We start from the raw sequence: 16,098 nt of genomic DNA, 5'->3' as shown, positions 1-16,098 counted from the left end.
GATTTTTACTTTCACATATAGATTAAACTGATGTAACTTCACCGCATAATTCATAATGATGATTGAAACTACTATGACTAAAATACTTTCCTGTACTGCAATGCTTTGCGCAATTGTACTTCTCAGTGCTTGTGCGCAACCTGGCAAAGAGGCTGCTGTTCAAAATACCGCCGGCAACAATGATGCCTGCCTCAAAGAATACACTGCGTTGAAAAGCCTTAATCCGGCTGAATTTGATATTTATAAACATCAGTTTCAAAAGCTCAACGAGAGCTATTCTGTCTTTAAGAAAGAGGGAGACATGATGAACAAAGACTCCAAAGAGATGCTGGTTATGGAGTTGAATGACAAGAAAACCCTTATTTGTGCCCGTGTTAAAAGTGCCGTGTTTAAAGATATAACGAAGCGCGCCCGTATGATCAACGACATCTAAAGCGCCGGGCCGATCAAGCGATCGCCCACTTTTTGTCGTTTTCATCCTCTCAGTATTTGAGAGGGATGAAATGAAAGGTCTGATGTTTAACGTCAGACCTTTTCGTTTTTACAGGTCGTTAATAACAGCTATTTTGAGTACGCTTAAAAATGAATAACTGTACGGATAGATTTGCCTTCGTGCATCAGGTCGAAAGCGTCGTTAATCTTTTCCAGTTCCATGGTGTGCGTGACAAACGGTTCGAGCTCAATTTTACCCTTCATGGCATCTTCCACCATGCCCGGCAGCTGGCTTCGCCCCTTCACACCACCGAAAGCAGATCCTTTCCATTGACGGCCTGTGACGAGCTGGAAAGGACGCGTGGAGATTTCTTTCCCTGCACCGGCAACGCCGATAATGACGGACTGCCCCCAGCCACGGTGTGAACTTTCCAGCGCTGCACGCATAACATTGACGTTGCCGATACATTCAAAGGAATGGTCGACACCCCATCCGGTCATTTCGATAATGACTTCCTGAATTGGCTTATCAAAATCGTTCGGATTAAGACATTCTGTCGCGCCGAATTTTTTAGCCAGCTCAAATTTTGCCGGATTGGTATCAATGGCAATAATACGCCCCGCTTTGGCCTGACGCGCACCCTGGAGTGCTGCAAGGCCAATACCGCCCAGCCCAAAGATGGCGACAGAGTCTCCTTCCTGAACTTTTGCGGTGTTGTGAACCGCGCCGATGCCGGTAGTCACGCCGCAGCCCAGCAGACAAACGTGTTCATGGTTTGCTTCAGGGTTGATTTTTGCCAATGACACTTCAGCCACCACGGTGTACTCGCTGAAGGTTGAACAGCCCATGTAGTGGAAAATCGGCTGGCCGTTGTAGGAAAAACGCGTTGTTCCATCCGGCATAACACCTTTACCCTGCGTGGCGCGAACGGCAACGCAAAGGTTGGTTTTGCCTGATTTACAGAACAGACATTCGCCACATTCCGCAGTGTAAAGCGGGATGACGTGATCGCCAGGCGCGACGCTGGTCACACCTTCGCCCACCTCAACCACTACGCCGGCACCTTCGTGGCCCAGCACGGCGGGGAAGACGCCTTCAGGATCTTCTCCTGACAGGGTAAAAGCATCGGTATGACAAACACCCGTATGCGTGATTTTTACCAGTACTTCTCCGGCGCGGGGTGGCTCGACGTCAATTTCGACAATTTCAAGCGGTTTGCCGGGGCCGAATGCGACTGCTGCACGTGATTTCATGATCTTTCCTTTTGGTAAGGTATAGGGCAATTTTAAGTTTTTCAAATGGCCATAAAGAGAGGGATTAACGGAGATAAGTTCGTATTAAGGCAACAGCATCATCAATAGATGCGTCTCGCGATGCTTCTGTGGCATCTGCGCTTTTCAGTTCTTCGCGCAAATGACTTTCCAGCACGCCAGCCATCAGGCCGTTGACGGCTCCGCGAATGGCAGAGATCTGCTGTAATACCGGGCTGCAGTCATCCCCACGTTCAAGCGCTAATTCAAGCGCTTCAAGCTGGCCGCGCACGCGTTTGACGCGCGCTAAAACCTTTTTCTTCTCTGCGGGTGTGTGTGGCATTGATGGCAACTCCTCGTATAGTGGGGGGGAGTATATAATTATACTGTAGGGGGGTATAGTGTTTTTTGCCACGAGTAGAGTTTATCCACCATTCACACCCGCTTTTCTCATCGTTCACATAGAGTCTGGCATGACTTCCCGAAACTACAATGTTCAGCAATTTCAATTCTCCGGGGGCAATATCGATATCGGTAGCATACTTTTCCGGCGACTGTGCCCGCAGATGTTCAAAAGGAGAGTCGGGCAAACAAAATAATGAAGCGTATAGGTAGAATCTATGTCTACTAAGTGCCGCCTGAACAGCTATTTAAGAAATAACAACTATGGGTGAGAATCTTTGCTCTGGAAATCGATCCGGAATTAACGAATAACGGATATTCCCGTTATTGATTACGTTCATGTTCATCTGCGATTTAAGTCATCGTACGGGTATTATTATGCAAAATAAAAGCACACTGCTTTTGCTGGCCTTATCTGTTGCCGTATTCGGCGTTATTACCACTGAAATTGCGATTATTGGGTTATTGCCACAACTGGTTTCGCAGCTGCACGTCACTCCCACGCAGGTCGGCTTTCTCGTCAGTATTTATGCGATTATTGTGGCGGTGACAGGCCCATTTATTACCCTGATGCTGTCCGGGTTTAATAAAAAATATGTATTGCTGACCATTCTGGTGGTTTTTGTTATTTCGAATCTGATTTATGCCACCACGGATGCATTTAATCTCATGCTGGTATTCAGAATTCTTCCCGCGCTGGCGCATGCGGTATTTTTTGCCGTTGCACTGGTCGTGGCAGCCAGTTCCGTACCAAAAGAAAAGAGCGCGGGCGCGGCGGCGAAGGTGTTTGCTGGCGTAGCGATCGGGCTGGTTCTGGGCGTGCCGCTGAGTTCACTCATCGCTGAGCATCTTTCGCTCGCTGCCGCCTTTTACTTTGGCGCGGTTGCCTGTCTGATTGCTTTTGTTGGGATCGTGTTCTTCGTACCTTCTTTACCTGCAAAAGATAAAGTTTCCTTTGGCAGCCAGATCAAGGTGCTACGCAACGGTAAGCTGTGGATGACTCTCGCTACGGTGTCCTTTATTTTTGCCGCGATGTTCTCAAGTTTTAGCTATATCGCGGATTATTTGTCAAAAATCACCCATCTCAGTAATAATGCGATCAGCGCGATGTTGATCCTTTTTGGCGTGTGCGGATTCATCGGCAACTTTATTTTCAGCCATTTCCTGCAAAAAAATGTAGTGGGAACCACCCATGCTTATCCGCTGTTATTTACGCTGGTGCTGGTGATCGTCTGGTGGCTGGGCTTCTCACCGCTGGCGATGTGCATGCTGACCGTATTCTGGGGTGCATTCCACTCATCAGGATTAGTCATTAGCCAGAATTGGCTGATGCGTGAGGCGAATGAAGCGCCGGAGTTTGCCAACAGTCTTTATATGTCATTTTCTAATTTGGGGATAACGATAGGTTCACTGGCAGGCGGCTGGTTTATTGCGCATCTCGGGACTCACTCCGTGGTGCTGAGCAGCATTATTTTTACACTCGCCGCCTTCGTCAGTATCTATATCAAGCACCGTACCGATCGCGCCAATACGCTTTATATTGAAACCTTCGGTTAATCCAGCAGGCCGTCTTGTGCTGCCTGAATCAAATCATCCACGACGTGACGAATTTTGGGCAGCAGTTGCCGGCTTTGCGGCCAGAGGGCACTTATGGGCATCTCGCCTCCGGAGTGACCGGAAAGGACCTCTTTAAGCTCGCCGCTGGCCAAATATTTTCCCACCAGCCAGACCGGGAGTTGCGACAGACCGCATCCGGCCAGCACCGCAGCAAGCATGGCGTCGCCGTCAGCGAATTCATGCGTTGCTGGCGGGATATAGCGGCTTATCCTTCCTGTATTATCTTTCAGCAACCACGATATCGGCTGATTACGGCGAAAGCCGACCACGCAGCGGTGAAAAGTCAGTTCATCCGGGACGGCGGGCTCGCCGTTGGCTGAAAGATAATCCGGGGAAGCGCAGATCACCAGTTTTTGCGTCGTTAAGCGTCGGGCGACCAGACCACTGCTGTCCGCCAGCTCACCGATGCGGATGACCAGATCAATGCCTTCTTCGATGAGATCGACAAAACGTTCACTGAAGGTGATCGTCAGTGCCAGTTCCGGATAACGGCGGGTGATTTTTAGCAGCAGCGGTAAAATTCGCTGCCGTCCAAATGCCGCAGGCAAATCCACCCGTAATCTGCCGGAAGGATGTGCAATGTGGGAGGTGAGTTCCGCTTCAGCCTGCTCCAGAATCTCCATGGCATTCTGACAGCTCTCCAGAAATTTCTCGCCATCAGGCGTCAGGCTCAGGCGTCTTGTCGAACGCAGAAAAAGCTTAAGACCCAGGCGGTCTTCAAGGCGACCTACGCTTTTACCTACCGCCGATTTCGTCAGCCCAAGCCGTTCGGCTGCCGCGGTGAAACTCCCCAAACGAGCTGTTGTGACAAAGGCATTGATGCCGCCAAGATGATCTGTTGTGCGCATAGGTTCACTTATAAAGGCTGAAAGTAAGATTGGAGTAAAAACCGAGGGTAACGCGGATCAGAACGTTAGATTGTAGAAGATATGTCTCCCAAAGCACAATCAAACTCAAGCAACGGCAACCCAATATTCTCTCCTGTACAACTTGACTGACGCCGTATTTACACCCTTGTATCAATTTTACCTTCCAGCGCTGAACGCTTAAAATTCATCGTGTTACGCTTAATTACCCTGCGAATTAAAACCTTGCTAGCTTTTTTTTTCTAAAATACCTGTACAACTTCTCATATCTTGTATAACTTTATAGTCACATACTAAATTATTATTCACACACGTATTAACATAAGGGTTAATCATGCGACAGAATAGACACAACGGATTGTCTTCGGACACATCTCCTTCACTGTACAGTCAGGTATTTTCTGAGGAAGAGACAATGGGGCGGGTTGTAGTCGAAATTCTGGAAGCAGGCAAGAACCTCAATCGCAAAGCCTTATGTTCTAAGCTGTTAAATCGTGTTGAAGCGGCTGGCAGTGAAGAAGAGGAAAGGCATTATTTAAAGCTGATCCGTCTGGTGCTGGAGCGTGATTCCTAAGCCATAGTGACTGAGTTATAGAGTTAAAGATTGGCTTCAAAGCATTTCAGTATGACATATTATGCGGGCTTGATTAATTCATAGCCTAACAACGTTTTACTGCTTTTGGCGTAAAATAATAACTCTGAACCTGAAGCTAATCTGCCCAAGACCTTTGGCCGGCGTATATTCAGAGGCTGCTAATATGTATAGAAGTACCGAAGAAAAATTGACTGATAAGCTGATTGGTGAGGCGGTTGTTTCCTTGCTGAAATCAAAGAATCCAATATCCACTGACAGACTCATTGCGCAATTACAGTTTATGGCTGTAAACGCGGATAACATTAATCGAAAAAGCGCCTGCGAACGGGTCATTAACGAGATCCGTCATAATCTGGCTGAAAAGCGTGCGCAGATCAGCTACGAAGTTAGGGACGTCGACAATGTACGACACTTTTTCAATGCTCAAGGGCCGTCCGATGACCGGAAAAAACACTGATTCCTCCGCCGCTGGCACGCCTCATTTCAGCGATGCGATGTCATCAAACCAATCCCGGCCAATGACAGGTTCTGTAAGCGGTACAGAGATTTACAAGCATTTTGCTAAAGCGGGTGAGTTGTATTCCAGCGAAACAGAAGTGCTGGGCGCGGCTATTCGCCTGATTCTGGCTGAGAAGGGAACGGTGACCAACAAGGCCATCATTTTACACCTGATCAATCAGCTGGAATGCACGTCAGATGTCGTGCAACTGGATGTTCTGCGTAATGCCCTCGAAATGGTCGTGGGTATGACGCCGGATGATTCCGGTTTCTGAATTCGACAGATCTCACTATTTCATCTTCAATAATTTTGCGCTCAGGTTTCAGCATCTGAGCGCAGCGTCTCATTAAACGTTAACAACAACAGATCGCGGAGGGTATTAAAATGCATGACGTGTCTTATACTCATGTGAAATTGGCCGATTATATTCTGACAGAAGATCCTGAGCTTCTGGTGGGAAATGAAACCGTCATCCGTATCTATAACAATTTGAAGAATCAAAAAGATAATGTGACTCACAAAGATATTATTCTTTGTCTGATTCAGAAAATTGAGCAGGAAAGCGAGTTGAGTAAGCAGGATATTTACTTAGAAGCGCTGGAATATGTGGTTTACCGCACGTCGGATGATAATGAGTAATACCGGCGGGGCGGAATTTCGAAGTGAGCCCGGTAAATATCGTTGTTACCGGGCTTATGTTTTTTTTGAGACCTCGCGTTCAGTCTGTCAGAGGGTGTGATCCCTTAACTTATATTCTTGCTTAACTTCCGGCCAGGCAACAACCGGCGCACCATTAAGCCTTGGCATGGCAAACAGGTCGCCCTGAAAGTTACAAATCCCCGCCGCATCGAGCCACATCCATTCCTCTGGTTTTTCCACGCCCGTGGCAATAACCGAAACCTCCAGTGAAGAACAGAATCTGATGATCGCCTGTACCACGGCCTGTTTCGGCCCGCTGGTGTGCACATCACAAATGATATTGCGATCAATCATTATTTTATCCGGCTGGCACTGCGTCAGCAGCAACAGCCCGGCAGATCCGGCACCAAAATCATCAATCGCCAGCCGCATTCCCGATGCTTTTAACTGCTTCATGGCCGCTGTGAATTTATCTTCACGGGTAATAACGCCGTTCTCGGTGATCGCCACCACAATCTGCTCCGGCACCAGGCCGTTAGCGGTGATTTCCTGCACCAGAAACTCAACGGCATCCGGCACCATCACCAGTGTCATCGGCAGAAGCTTGATGCACAGCGTTTTGTTGCTGATGCCCATCTTGCTGGCGAGCGCAAAGGCCAGTTTTTTTGACTTCAGATCGGCTTCGTAAATAGTGGTGCGGGACAGCTGAGAGAAATAACCCATTGGCGAACCGCCGTCCGGACCGCGCAATGTGGCCTCATAGGAGACAATTTCCTTACTCAGCGGATCAACAATCGGCTGGAAAGCGAAGCTGTAATCCTGCATTTCGGGAAAGATAAATTCTACTTCAGGTTTTAGTGTTTCATCGGTGATGAAAGACCAGGACCCGGTCGGCAGGATTTCGAGATAATTTTCTTTTTCGCGGGCCTGCACAAAGGTGCATAAAAATTGCAATGCCCGGTCATCATAGGTGAGGCGATACTTTGACGTCCCTTTGTCGAGGACGGCCTGAAGCACCACATCTTCATGATGTTTGCGCAAATCAAACAGCTCCATGCCCACATTGCCGAACCGGCGGGATGGCGCGTAATCACGCATCAGTTCCACCACGTTATGATGACGGCGATCGCGACAAATGGCGCTGTAAAGGCTATCGACGGCCTCTTCCGGGCCTTCCAGCAGCTGGAAGAAATGCGTCCCGTCAAACAGCAGGATACCAGTAATGCCGGATGTTTCGTTCTTAATGCTGGCTTGCGCAACCAGCTCTTCCAGCGAGGCTGACTGAACATGTTCGCTGACATGACTGCGATAAACGAGGGTTAAAAGCATTGAATCTTCCAGAGTGGAGTCTTGTAATAACCGACACAATATCAGATATCTTTTTTTTATGGAAAAGTCTTAATTGATCAGTTTTACTTACGTATTTGCCCATTTCAAGGTCAATTGCACCTATTCAGATGCTTTAGATAATTCGCTGATTTCTGTCTGCACGCGGTAAGCTGTGAGAAGATAAGGCAATTTTTAACCGATATGAACGGGGCATCAGTTGCTTCGGGAATAACACAGGACGACTAAAAATGGACAATACCCGCTGGCATTGGGGAACGCAGTTTCAGCTCGACAGCAGGATCGTGCTCCCTGTATTAGTGTTGATTGCGTTGACATTGTGGGTAAGGCTTTTCCGCCACACGCGGGAATGGTTAAAAGCTAATCGCGTCAGTGAACAGACTCCATCAAAAATGACGCTTTTACAACGTTATGGCAGGACGCAGCTGATTGGCGAAAGCATCGTGGCGTTTATCGTTACGCTCGTTGTGTTCTGGCTGGTCTTAACCGTTAACGGATGGATGTAAGGAATTTCGCAATGCTTAAAGAAAACTTCAACGAGTTACAGATCTTTCTGGTGGTGGCGCGGGAGAGAAGTTTTACCAAAGCGGCGGGAAAATTGGGCGTCTCGCAGTCGGCGTTAAGCCACGCTGTCAAGGCGTTGGAAGAGCGCTTAAACATCCGTCTTCTCACCCGCACCACCCGCAGTGTGGCGCCGACGCAAGCCGGTGAGCGGATCATCGCTTGTCTTGAGCCGCGTCTGGCCGAGATTGAACAAGAACTCGAAACTCTGCTTCAGCTCAACGGCACGCCCTCCGGCAATATCCGCATTTCAGCGGGCGAACACGCGGCGCAAAGCGTGCTGTGGCCAAAGCTGAAGCCTTTTCTGCAGGAATATCCTGATATCAATGTTGAGATGGTGGTCGATAACGGCTTTGTCGATATCGTCGATGGCCGTTTCGATGCCGGGGTGCGCCTCGGTGAAAGCGTGGATAAGGACATGATTGCGGTCAAGATGGGCGCGGATATGCGCATGGTGGTGGTGGGGTCGCCCGCGTATTTTGACAAGAACGGTATTCCGCTGACGCCGCATGAGTTGCAAAATCACCGGTGCATCAACATGCGTTTACCGACTGCCGGAGGCTTGTATCACTGGGAATTTGAGAAAGAGGGCAAGCCTTTGCGCGTGCGGGTCGAAGGGCAGCTGATTTTCAATCATTTGTCTGAGCGGATCGACGCGGTGAAGTGTGGATTTGGACTCGCCTGCGTCCCGGAGGATCTGGTGGAAGACGCAGTGAAGTCCGGCGAACTGATCCAGGTCCTTGACGAATGGTCCCCGTCGTTTCCCGGTTATTACCTTTACTACCCGAGCCGGAAACAACATCCACCGGCCTTTGCGCTGATGATTGATGCGCTGCGTTATTCTGAGCAAATTATCTGAATAAAAAGACCGGCGCGATCAGTATGATCACGCCGGTCAGCACTTTTCTTAACGGCCTACGCGCGCCTGCAATGCCGCAGGATACCGTTCTCCGGTGATTTTCACCGTGTCCAGCGCCTGCGTGATTTTCCCTAAGTCCTCTGGCGAAAGCAGCACGTCCGCAGCGTCCATATTTTCTTCCAGACGAGGCAGTTTGGTGGTGCCTGGAATCGGCACGATCCACGGTTTTTGCGCCAGCAGCCAGGACAGGGCAATTTGAGCAGACGTCACGCCTTTCCCCGCCGCCAGTTCAGACAGCAAGACCACCAGCTTTTCATTGGCTTCGATTGCCTCAGCGGCAAAGCGCGGCACCTGACTGCGAAAATCGTCCGCACCAAAGGTTGCCCCGGCTTTGATCGCGCCGGTCAGGAAGCCTTTGCCGAGCGGGCTGAAGGGCACGAAACCGATCCCCAGTTCTTCGAGCACCGGCATGATCTCCTGCTCCGGCTCACGCCACCACATTGAATATTCACTTTGCAGTGCCGCCACCGGTTGAACCGCATGCGCGCGACGGATAGTCTGCGCACCGGCTTCCGAGAGGCCGAAGTGTTTGACTTTGCCCTCAGCAATCAGGTCTTTCACCGCCCCTGCGACATCTTCGATCGGCACATCCGGGTCGACACGGTGCTGATAATAAAGATCGATAACGTCTGTTTTCAGGCGGCGCAGCGATCCTTCCACCGCTTCGCGAATATGTTCCGGGCGGCTGTTGAGATTTTGCTGCTTATTGTTTTCACCAAAGGTAAAGCCGAATTTGGTGGCAATCACCACGCGGTCGCGGAACGGTTTTAAGGCTTCCCCCACCACTTCTTCGTTCAGGTAAGGGCCGTACACTTCGGCGGTGTCGAAAAAGGTTACGCCGCGTTCAACCGCTGCGCGAATCAGTTCTACCGCCTGACGGGTGTCTGTTGCCGGACCGTAACCGTGACTCAGGCCCATACAACCTAAGCCGATTGCCGAAACTTCCAGTCCGGACTTTCCGAGATAACGTTTTTGCATGGGTAAGATCCTCATGGTTTAGTGAAATAGGGGATTACACGTCAGGTTTGCGGCCTGTGAGCCATTCAACCATTGCCGACCTGAGTTTCATTCTTGTAGGACGCCGCGGTATCAATCAGGCGATAACCGGTTTCCAGCGCATCGAGCACCGCACGTTCACATTCGGCCGCATCGATCATCTGGAAGACACCAAGGCCCAGCAGGGGCATTTTAAAACCGTTGTTCAGTTTGACTGTCGGCATGTCGTTATCCTTGTACCTGGGTAGGTGAAAAGCATAACGCAGAAGGATTTATCAGATTAGAGGCTGTAAACGGATAGGCTTTATTAGCAGGGTTCATAAATGAATTCAATTCACAGAGTTATTCGTAATTTGTGATCTTATTACAGCGAAATAATTTCCTTTGTCTGACGGCTTTGATTGTGCATTCCTTGTTAGCCTTTACCTTTTTGTTATTGAACATTATGGGTTATAACAAGTAATTGACTTTATATCCATGTGATAAACATGGTTAATTTAAATCGCGTTCCGACGCGTCCATTCATCTGCGATGTCACCCAGATTTTTAGGCTGGTCATTGCATATCCAGACCATAAAATCCCGGTCAAACTTAAACTGTGCACCGCATTGCTCAAGCATGAAACGCCGGACATTTTGGGTATTTTTATAGTGTTTATCTACGGGAGTGGCGCGGGTTAACGTCTCGCTGTGCCAGTCAAATGCCATCTGTTTCTCCGGAGGAAAATGGTATGGTGAATTATAGCGCAGAGCATTAATATTTTGGGGAATAGCATGACGAGTATCGGGACAATCAGACAACATCTGTGCAGGCATTGGGTAACATGTTAAAAAAAATCATTATTTCAGTCACTCTGTGTGCGATTTTATCGGGTTCAGCCGCAGTCGCTTCGGACAGCTGGTATGTTATCGACAATTACGCAGGCACGATCGGCAAATCTCCGGTTCATGTCTCTCTTCAGCGTTATTCCTTTGGCGGAGAGACAAATATCAAAGGAAGTTACTATTATGATAAATATCGCTCTCCCATTCCGCTTTACGGAAAAATAACGCCTGAGGCCATCATACTTTGCGAGGTAAAGACTAATCAGGAATATGATGATTATCTGACCGAAGGAAAAAAATATGACCTCAATATGTGCCCATTAAAACTTACCCCAAGCGGTGATGTTCTCCAGGGTACCTGGCAGAACACCAAACGTACGCTGGATGTTGTATTGAATAAGACGGCTTCCATGGATAAAACCGTAATCTCGGACAACCCTGCTAAAACGATTGAAATCCCATTTTGGGGGCAAACAGCGGCCCACAGCTTTATTGGCGTCTATGAAATGAAAGACGATGGCCTTTCAGTGAATAAAGTGATGGCGCTCAACAAGTCTTCAGGGAAAGTGGATCAGGTCATTGATCCTCAACTGCATCAATGTGATTTTGGATTTTACATGACGGCTATTTACCAAAACATTGAGCGCCTGAGTAATCCCTCACAAATAGCATTGAATTGCTACAGCAAAACCGATTTCAGCGTCGTTTACGGCCTTAATCAAGATAAGCACACTTATTCGTCCGTCGATTAAAGTTTCCCCCTGAGCTCAGGGGGGAATAACCCTTTGCCCACCAGAAAAGCCTCACAATGCCGCCTGTTGAAATTCCGAATCCGTAATCAACCGCAAAACTCTGTGTTATCAGTTTTGTTACATTCGGTTAACTTATTTCGAATGAAAGTGAATTAATCTTCATTTGCAAGTCACTTATCCCTGTTTACTGGAGAAAATCATCATGAAGAGTTTTGCTTCAGCCAGCAAATCGGCGTTACCGGTTCTCTTGATGAAATTGGTCGCAAAGGGGTCGGGATCGACACGGTGTGATGTAACCAGCACATGCATCCGTGCGCAGGGGAAACCCGCCGCATAACCGGATGACCTTTTGAATGCCTTCCCGCCCGTGGAAGGCTTCATTTACACTTTTACTTTCAGCAACTCATTCACCCGTGTGGTATAGGCCGGTGAAAGCATTTCCCGTTTCATCGACCAGCCGCGCTGGATGCCTTGCCCGGCAAACCATACTTTGCCCATGCCTTTTTTATGGATCTCATCGAGCGTCGCCATCAGTTGCTCGCTGTTCTTTTTCGGCTGGTATTCATCGAAGAGGTTCAGCTGCGCCACGCCCTGACTGAAAAAATCGCCCAGCATCACGCCACCTTTCTGATAGCGATAGCCCGGCTTCCAGATTTGATCGAGGCAACGCACGGCGGCGTTGAGAATGTCGCGGCTGTCCTGCGTCGGCGTGAGGAGTTTGATCCCGGCGTAGTTGCTGTAGTAGGGGACTTTGGAGTCGTGCGGACTGGTTTTCACGAACGCCGAGACGAAACGGCAATATTGATGTTCGCCACGCAGCTTCTCGGCGGCGCGTACGGCGTAATTGCAGATGGCTTCGCGCATGTCCTGATACTCGGTGATACGCTCGCCAAAAGACCGTGAGCAGATGATTTGCTGTTTGGCCGGCACCGACTCTTCCAGTGCCAGGCAGGATTCCCCGCGCAGTTCGCGCACTGTGCGCTCCAGTACCACGCTAAAATGTTTGCGGATCAAGGCAGAAGGGCTGTCGGCCAGCTGCAATGCGGTCTTGATCCCCATCATGTTGAGTTGTTTACTCAGACGCCGCCCGACGCCCCATACTTCATCTACCGGCAGCAGGTTCATCAGCTTTCTCTGACGCACGGTCTGGGATAAATCCACCACGCCGCCCGTATCCTTCCACTTTTTCGCCGCGAAGTTCGCCAGTTTGGCCAGCGTCTTGGTCGGTGCGATCCCGACGCCGACCGCCAGATGCGTCTCTTTCCAGATCTTCTTTTGCACCTTTTTGCCGAAATCATGCAATGAGATGCAGTTTTCAATGTTGGTGAGATCTAAAAACGCTTCGTCGATCGAGTAAACATCGACGGCGGGTGCCAGCTGTTCCAGCGTCTCCATCACGCGGTTGGACATATCGGCGTACAGCGCATAGTTCGAGGAGAATACCACCACGTTATGCTGGCGGATCGCCTCGCGCATTTTGAAAAACGGCGCACCCATAGCGATGCCTGCCTTTTTGGCTTCAGCGTTACGGGCGATCACGCAGCCGTCGTTATTACTGAGCACAATCACCGGGCGCCCCTGCAAATCAGGCCTGAACACGGTCTCGCACGAGGCGTAGAAGGAGTTGACGTCCACGAGGGCAAACATAATCAGCGCGCGGCGTAAATGATGAACGTGACGACGCCGAAAATCTCCAGCGACTCTTCGTCGTTGAAGGTGATCGGCGAATAATGCGGGTTCATCGGCACCAGCTGCACCGACGGGCGGGTGCGCAACTTTTTCACCGTGAACTCGCCGTCGATGGCCGCCACCACAATGTCGTCGTGCACGGCGGTCAGCGAGCTGTCGATCACCAGCAGATCGCCTTCGTTGATATTGGCATCGGTCATCGAATGGCCCGAGACCCGGACAAAATACGTCGCGCTCGGGTGCGCAATCAGCAGTTTATTGAGATCAAGGCGCGACTCTACGTAATCCTGAGCCGGTGACGGAAAGCCGCACGGCACGCGATCGAGGAACAGCGGCAGATCGATTTTTTGCTGATGCTCAGCGGGGGTGTACAAAATCATGGGAAATTCTCGTGATACTGGTTTTATATACAGTATTAACGTAAGCGGGATACCGATCAAGCCTGACAGCAGAAGAAAATCCTATCAGGCTGATGGCGGAGGGAATTTAGTGTGGGAGGGAGGTTAGGGCAATGCCGACTTGTCACGCGGTCATCTGATGTCAGTGCGCTCGCTTTGACGGAGTCCCGCCAAATTCGGCAATATTTATTTCACATATTTTTTACGAGGACAGGATGAGTGCAGATAAATGATGGCAGCCTTACCCAGGTTATCATTCTAACACACAGATAATTAATAATTTTTTTAACGTTAGGACATTTCAATTTAGCTGCTACATTGTCGGTACGCATAACGTTAATTATGTTAAATGGCATATCAAATAATTTCGTTCAATTGTCCTTATATGCCCCTTCTGCACCTTTACTCAGCTTTTCACTGAATACCCGGCTTTAGAATTATGTTTACTTTATGGGCTGATGAAAAAAACCGATGCTTAATCAGCACCGGTTTCTTCACATCAAATCAACTGAAAACTTACGCGAGAATTTCGCGCACGAAGTTTTCAATCTCTTTATCCTGGCCATTTTCAAAGAAGCACTTCTGGAAACGCTCGCCACTCACGGCGGTTTTCACCAGTTCTTTATCGATAGCGCGCAGCGTATCGAGATAATTTTCTTTCACTACGGCAGCTTTGACCTGATTTAGAATACCTGCGTTACGTACCTGCGGCTCCTTGCGGTCAGCCGGATAACCCTGGCCTTTGACGCCGGTGAAGGCTTTCTCGAAGATGAAACGCACGTTCAGCTCCGCGCCCCAGCCAAAACCTTTGGCGAATGGCAGGGAAAGCGCGTTACCGTTGTTGATCTGTGCGAACAGAAACGCATCCGCCGGATCGATACAGTAACCGCAGTTCACGCCCGGATGGATGTTCAGGGACATCAGCGCGCCCTGCCCGGTACCGCAGCCGGCAACTACAAAATCAACCGCTTTGGAGTTAAGCAGGATGCTGGCCATGATGCCCAGATGGATATAAGTCAGGTGATGATCCTGCTCGTCGGACATACCGACGTTGTACACCGGATACTCTTTTTCTGAAGCAACCGCGTTCAGTTCTTTCAAAATGATCGCGTTTTTCGCGGCCTGACTGTTTTCCATCATTAATGCAATTTTCATGGGATTTCCTCTTTGGGCAGCGATCTGAATTGCTGCTGTCTGTAAATGCTAATGAATAATTTGGGTAGCGGATTAGCGCGCCAACCAGCCGCCGTCGACGGCGATGGTATAACCATTTATGTAGTCGGATGCCGGTGAAGACAAGAACACGACCGGCCCCATGACGTCGGACGGCGTACCCCAGCGACCCGCCGGAATGCGGCTCAGGATCTCTTCACTGCGGGCTTCGTCAGCGCGCAGTTGCTGGGTGTTATTTGTCGCCATATAACCCGGCGCGATAGCGTTCACGTTGATGCCGTGCTTCGCCCATTCGTTCGCCAGCAGACGGGTCACGCCCATTACGGCGCTTTTTGATGCGGTATAAGAAGGTACGCGGATCCCGCCCTGATAAGAGAGCATAGACGCAATATTGATAATTTTGCCGCCGGTACCCTGGGCGATAAACTGTTTCGCGACTGCCTGAGACATAAAGAACACCGATTTGATGTTCAGATTCATTACGTCGTCCCAGTTCTTTTCACTGAAATCGATGGCGTCTTCGCGACGGATAATCCCGGCGTTGTTCACCAGAATATCCAGATGCCCCATTTCCGCGACGGCGCGTTCCAGCAACGCCGGAATCACTTTCGTATCGCTGAGATCGGCAGTCAGGCTGAGAAAACGGCGGCCAGTTGCACCAATGCGTTCGATGGTTTCCGTTGGTTCAACGATGTTGATACCCACAATGTCACAGCCTGCTTCTGCCAGACCGATTGCCATGCCCTGACCCAGACCGGTATCGCATCCGGTTACGACGGCGACTTTTCCCTTCAGTGAAAAATTATCCAGAATCATGATGTTTCCTTTTTTCATAAAACGGAGGCGAATGCGCTGTTCCGTCACGTAAGAGTGAGTCGGGCAATGCCCGGCTACGAACTGATGGAAGGAAGTTTAGCGAGATTTTTAGCGCAACTCAAGAAATTGAAACATCATTTCAATTTAGGTGAACTTTGGTGTCGTTTTTTGTTGTGTTGATCACGTCCTGAACGTTTTTCATGCCAATGGCTGACGTTGTGTTCTCAATGTGTGGAAGACAGGTGTGCGTATGCCGGACTGAAAGGAACATCCAAAACGAGCGGGCAGATTGGGGAAAGGTATTTGGGAGGGATTCACTGCC

Annotated in this window: 19 protein-coding genes and 1 pseudogene; 9 read left to right on the top strand and 11 right to left on the bottom strand. The window is 49.5% G+C overall.

All coding sequences use genetic code 11. The features are described 5' to 3' along the window. The first annotated feature begins 73 nt into the window (after nucleotides 1-73). A complete protein-coding gene (locus GE278_22715) occupies nucleotides 74-433 on the top strand; it encodes a hypothetical protein (GenBank protein ID QLK63598.1) in 360 nt (119 codons plus the stop codon). Between the two features lie 143 nt (nucleotides 434-576). On the opposite strand, the gene GE278_22710 is transcribed toward GE278_22715, so the two are convergent. Further along, nucleotides 577-1,686, bottom strand: a complete 1,110-nt coding sequence (locus GE278_22710) for an S-(hydroxymethyl)glutathione dehydrogenase/class III alcohol dehydrogenase (protein QLK63597.1) — start codon at nucleotides 1,684-1,686, stop codon at nucleotides 577-579. Nucleotides 1,687-1,750: 64 nt separating this feature from the next. After that, nucleotides 1,751-2,026: a formaldehyde-responsive transcriptional repressor FrmR gene (gene frmR / locus GE278_22705; GenBank protein ID QLK63596.1), complete on the bottom strand. Its 276-nt coding sequence runs from the start codon at nucleotides 2,024-2,026 to the stop codon at nucleotides 1,751-1,753. A gap of 437 nt (nucleotides 2,027-2,463) precedes the next feature. On the opposite strand from frmR, the gene GE278_22700 reads away from it, so the two are divergent. Then, nucleotides 2,464-3,642, top strand: coding sequence for an MFS transporter (locus GE278_22700; GenBank protein ID QLK63595.1), 1,179 nt, complete (start codon nucleotides 2,464-2,466; stop codon nucleotides 3,640-3,642). On the opposite strand, the gene GE278_22695 is transcribed toward GE278_22700, so the two are convergent. After that, the gene (locus GE278_22695) at nucleotides 3,639-4,550 is read right to left on the bottom strand and encodes a LysR family transcriptional regulator (protein QLK63594.1); all 912 of its coding nucleotides are present in this window, start codon (nucleotides 4,548-4,550) and stop codon (nucleotides 3,639-3,641) included. The two genes, GE278_22700 and GE278_22695, sit on opposite strands and share 4 nt — an antisense overlap. Before the next feature lie 352 nt (nucleotides 4,551-4,902). On the opposite strand from GE278_22695, the gene GE278_22690 reads away from it, so the two are divergent. The 4 genes from GE278_22690 to GE278_22675 all read left to right on the top strand — a co-directional run bounded on the left by GE278_22690 (nucleotide 4,903) and on the right by GE278_22675 (nucleotide 6,301). Then, nucleotides 4,903-5,142 (top strand): hypothetical protein, encoded by a 240-nt coding sequence (locus GE278_22690; protein QLK63593.1) that lies wholly within the window; start codon nucleotides 4,903-4,905, stop codon nucleotides 5,140-5,142. Between the two features lie 184 nt (nucleotides 5,143-5,326). Continuing rightward, nucleotides 5,327-5,620, top strand: coding sequence for a hypothetical protein (locus tag GE278_22685; protein QLK63592.1), 294 nt, complete (start codon nucleotides 5,327-5,329; stop codon nucleotides 5,618-5,620). Next, entirely contained in the window at nucleotides 5,565-5,936 is a 372-nt protein-coding gene (locus GE278_22680) for a biofilm development protein AriR (protein QLK63591.1), read from the top strand. Before GE278_22685 ends, GE278_22680 begins: the two co-directional genes overlap by 56 nt. A gap of 110 nt (nucleotides 5,937-6,046) precedes the next feature. Beyond that, nucleotides 6,047-6,301: a biofilm development protein AriR gene (locus GE278_22675; GenBank protein QLK63590.1), complete on the top strand. Its 255-nt coding sequence runs from the start codon at nucleotides 6,047-6,049 to the stop codon at nucleotides 6,299-6,301. An 87-nt stretch (nucleotides 6,302-6,388) separates the two neighbouring features. Here GE278_22675 and GE278_22670 read toward each other — a convergent pair whose 3' ends face one another. Further along, complete coding sequence (locus GE278_22670; protein QLK63589.1) at nucleotides 6,389-7,630, bottom strand: EAL domain-containing protein; 1,242 nt, start codon at nucleotides 7,628-7,630, stop codon at nucleotides 6,389-6,391. A 248-nt stretch (nucleotides 7,631-7,878) separates the two neighbouring features. Here GE278_22670 and GE278_22665 point away from each other — a divergent pair, with 248 nt between their 5' ends. Both GE278_22665 and GE278_22660 read left to right on the top strand, forming a co-directional pair. After that, complete coding sequence (locus GE278_22665) at nucleotides 7,879-8,154, top strand: hypothetical protein (protein ID QLK63588.1); 276 nt, start codon at nucleotides 7,879-7,881, stop codon at nucleotides 8,152-8,154. Between the two features lie 11 nt (nucleotides 8,155-8,165). Continuing rightward, on the top strand, nucleotides 8,166-9,068 hold the full coding sequence (locus tag GE278_22660) for a LysR family transcriptional regulator (protein ID QLK63587.1): 903 nt from the start codon (nucleotides 8,166-8,168) through the stop codon (nucleotides 9,066-9,068). A gap of 48 nt (nucleotides 9,069-9,116) precedes the next feature. On the opposite strand, the gene GE278_22655 is transcribed toward GE278_22660, so the two are convergent. From GE278_22655 to GE278_22645, 3 genes and pseudogenes are all read right to left on the bottom strand, one after another. Further along, nucleotides 9,117-10,106, bottom strand: coding sequence for an aldo/keto reductase (locus GE278_22655; protein ID QLK63586.1), 990 nt, complete (start codon nucleotides 10,104-10,106; stop codon nucleotides 9,117-9,119). 74 nt (nucleotides 10,107-10,180) lie between these two features. Beyond that, nucleotides 10,181-10,348, bottom strand: a pseudogene (locus GE278_22650) (aldo/keto reductase). Between the two features lie 273 nt (nucleotides 10,349-10,621). Continuing rightward, nucleotides 10,622-10,831, bottom strand: a complete 210-nt coding sequence (locus GE278_22645) for a hypothetical protein (protein ID QLK63585.1) — start codon at nucleotides 10,829-10,831, stop codon at nucleotides 10,622-10,624. Between the two features lie 116 nt (nucleotides 10,832-10,947). Between GE278_22645 and GE278_22640 the strand changes: the two genes are divergently transcribed. Then, the gene (locus tag GE278_22640) at nucleotides 10,948-11,700 is read left to right on the top strand and encodes a hypothetical protein (GenBank protein ID QLK63584.1); all 753 of its coding nucleotides are present in this window, start codon (nucleotides 10,948-10,950) and stop codon (nucleotides 11,698-11,700) included. 381 nt (nucleotides 11,701-12,081) lie between these two features. On the opposite strand, the gene umuC is transcribed toward GE278_22640, so the two are convergent. The 4 genes from umuC to kduD all read right to left on the bottom strand — a co-directional run bounded on the left by umuC (nucleotide 12,082) and on the right by kduD (nucleotide 15,776). After that, nucleotides 12,082-13,347, bottom strand: coding sequence for a translesion error-prone DNA polymerase V subunit UmuC (umuC, locus tag GE278_22635; protein QLK63583.1), 1,266 nt, complete (start codon nucleotides 13,345-13,347; stop codon nucleotides 12,082-12,084). A gap of 2 nt (nucleotides 13,348-13,349) precedes the next feature. After that, nucleotides 13,350-13,769 (bottom strand): translesion error-prone DNA polymerase V autoproteolytic subunit, encoded by a 420-nt coding sequence (gene umuD, locus GE278_22630; GenBank protein QLK63582.1) that lies wholly within the window; start codon nucleotides 13,767-13,769, stop codon nucleotides 13,350-13,352. Between the two features lie 534 nt (nucleotides 13,770-14,303). Then, nucleotides 14,304-14,942, bottom strand: coding sequence for a hypothetical protein (locus GE278_22625; protein ID QLK63581.1), 639 nt, complete (start codon nucleotides 14,940-14,942; stop codon nucleotides 14,304-14,306). Nucleotides 14,943-15,014: 72 nt separating this feature from the next. Further along, nucleotides 15,015-15,776, bottom strand: coding sequence for a 2-dehydro-3-deoxy-D-gluconate 5-dehydrogenase KduD (gene kduD, locus GE278_22620; protein ID QLK63580.1), 762 nt, complete (start codon nucleotides 15,774-15,776; stop codon nucleotides 15,015-15,017). Between the last annotated feature and the right edge of the window lie 322 nt (nucleotides 15,777-16,098).

The organism is Enterobacteriaceae bacterium Kacie_13 (assembly GCA_013457415.1).
In the GTDB taxonomy this organism is placed as follows: domain Bacteria; phylum Pseudomonadota; class Gammaproteobacteria; order Enterobacterales; family Enterobacteriaceae; genus Rahnella.
Note: the sequence above shows the minus strand (reverse complement) of the source record. Positions and strands in the feature narration are given on the sequence as shown.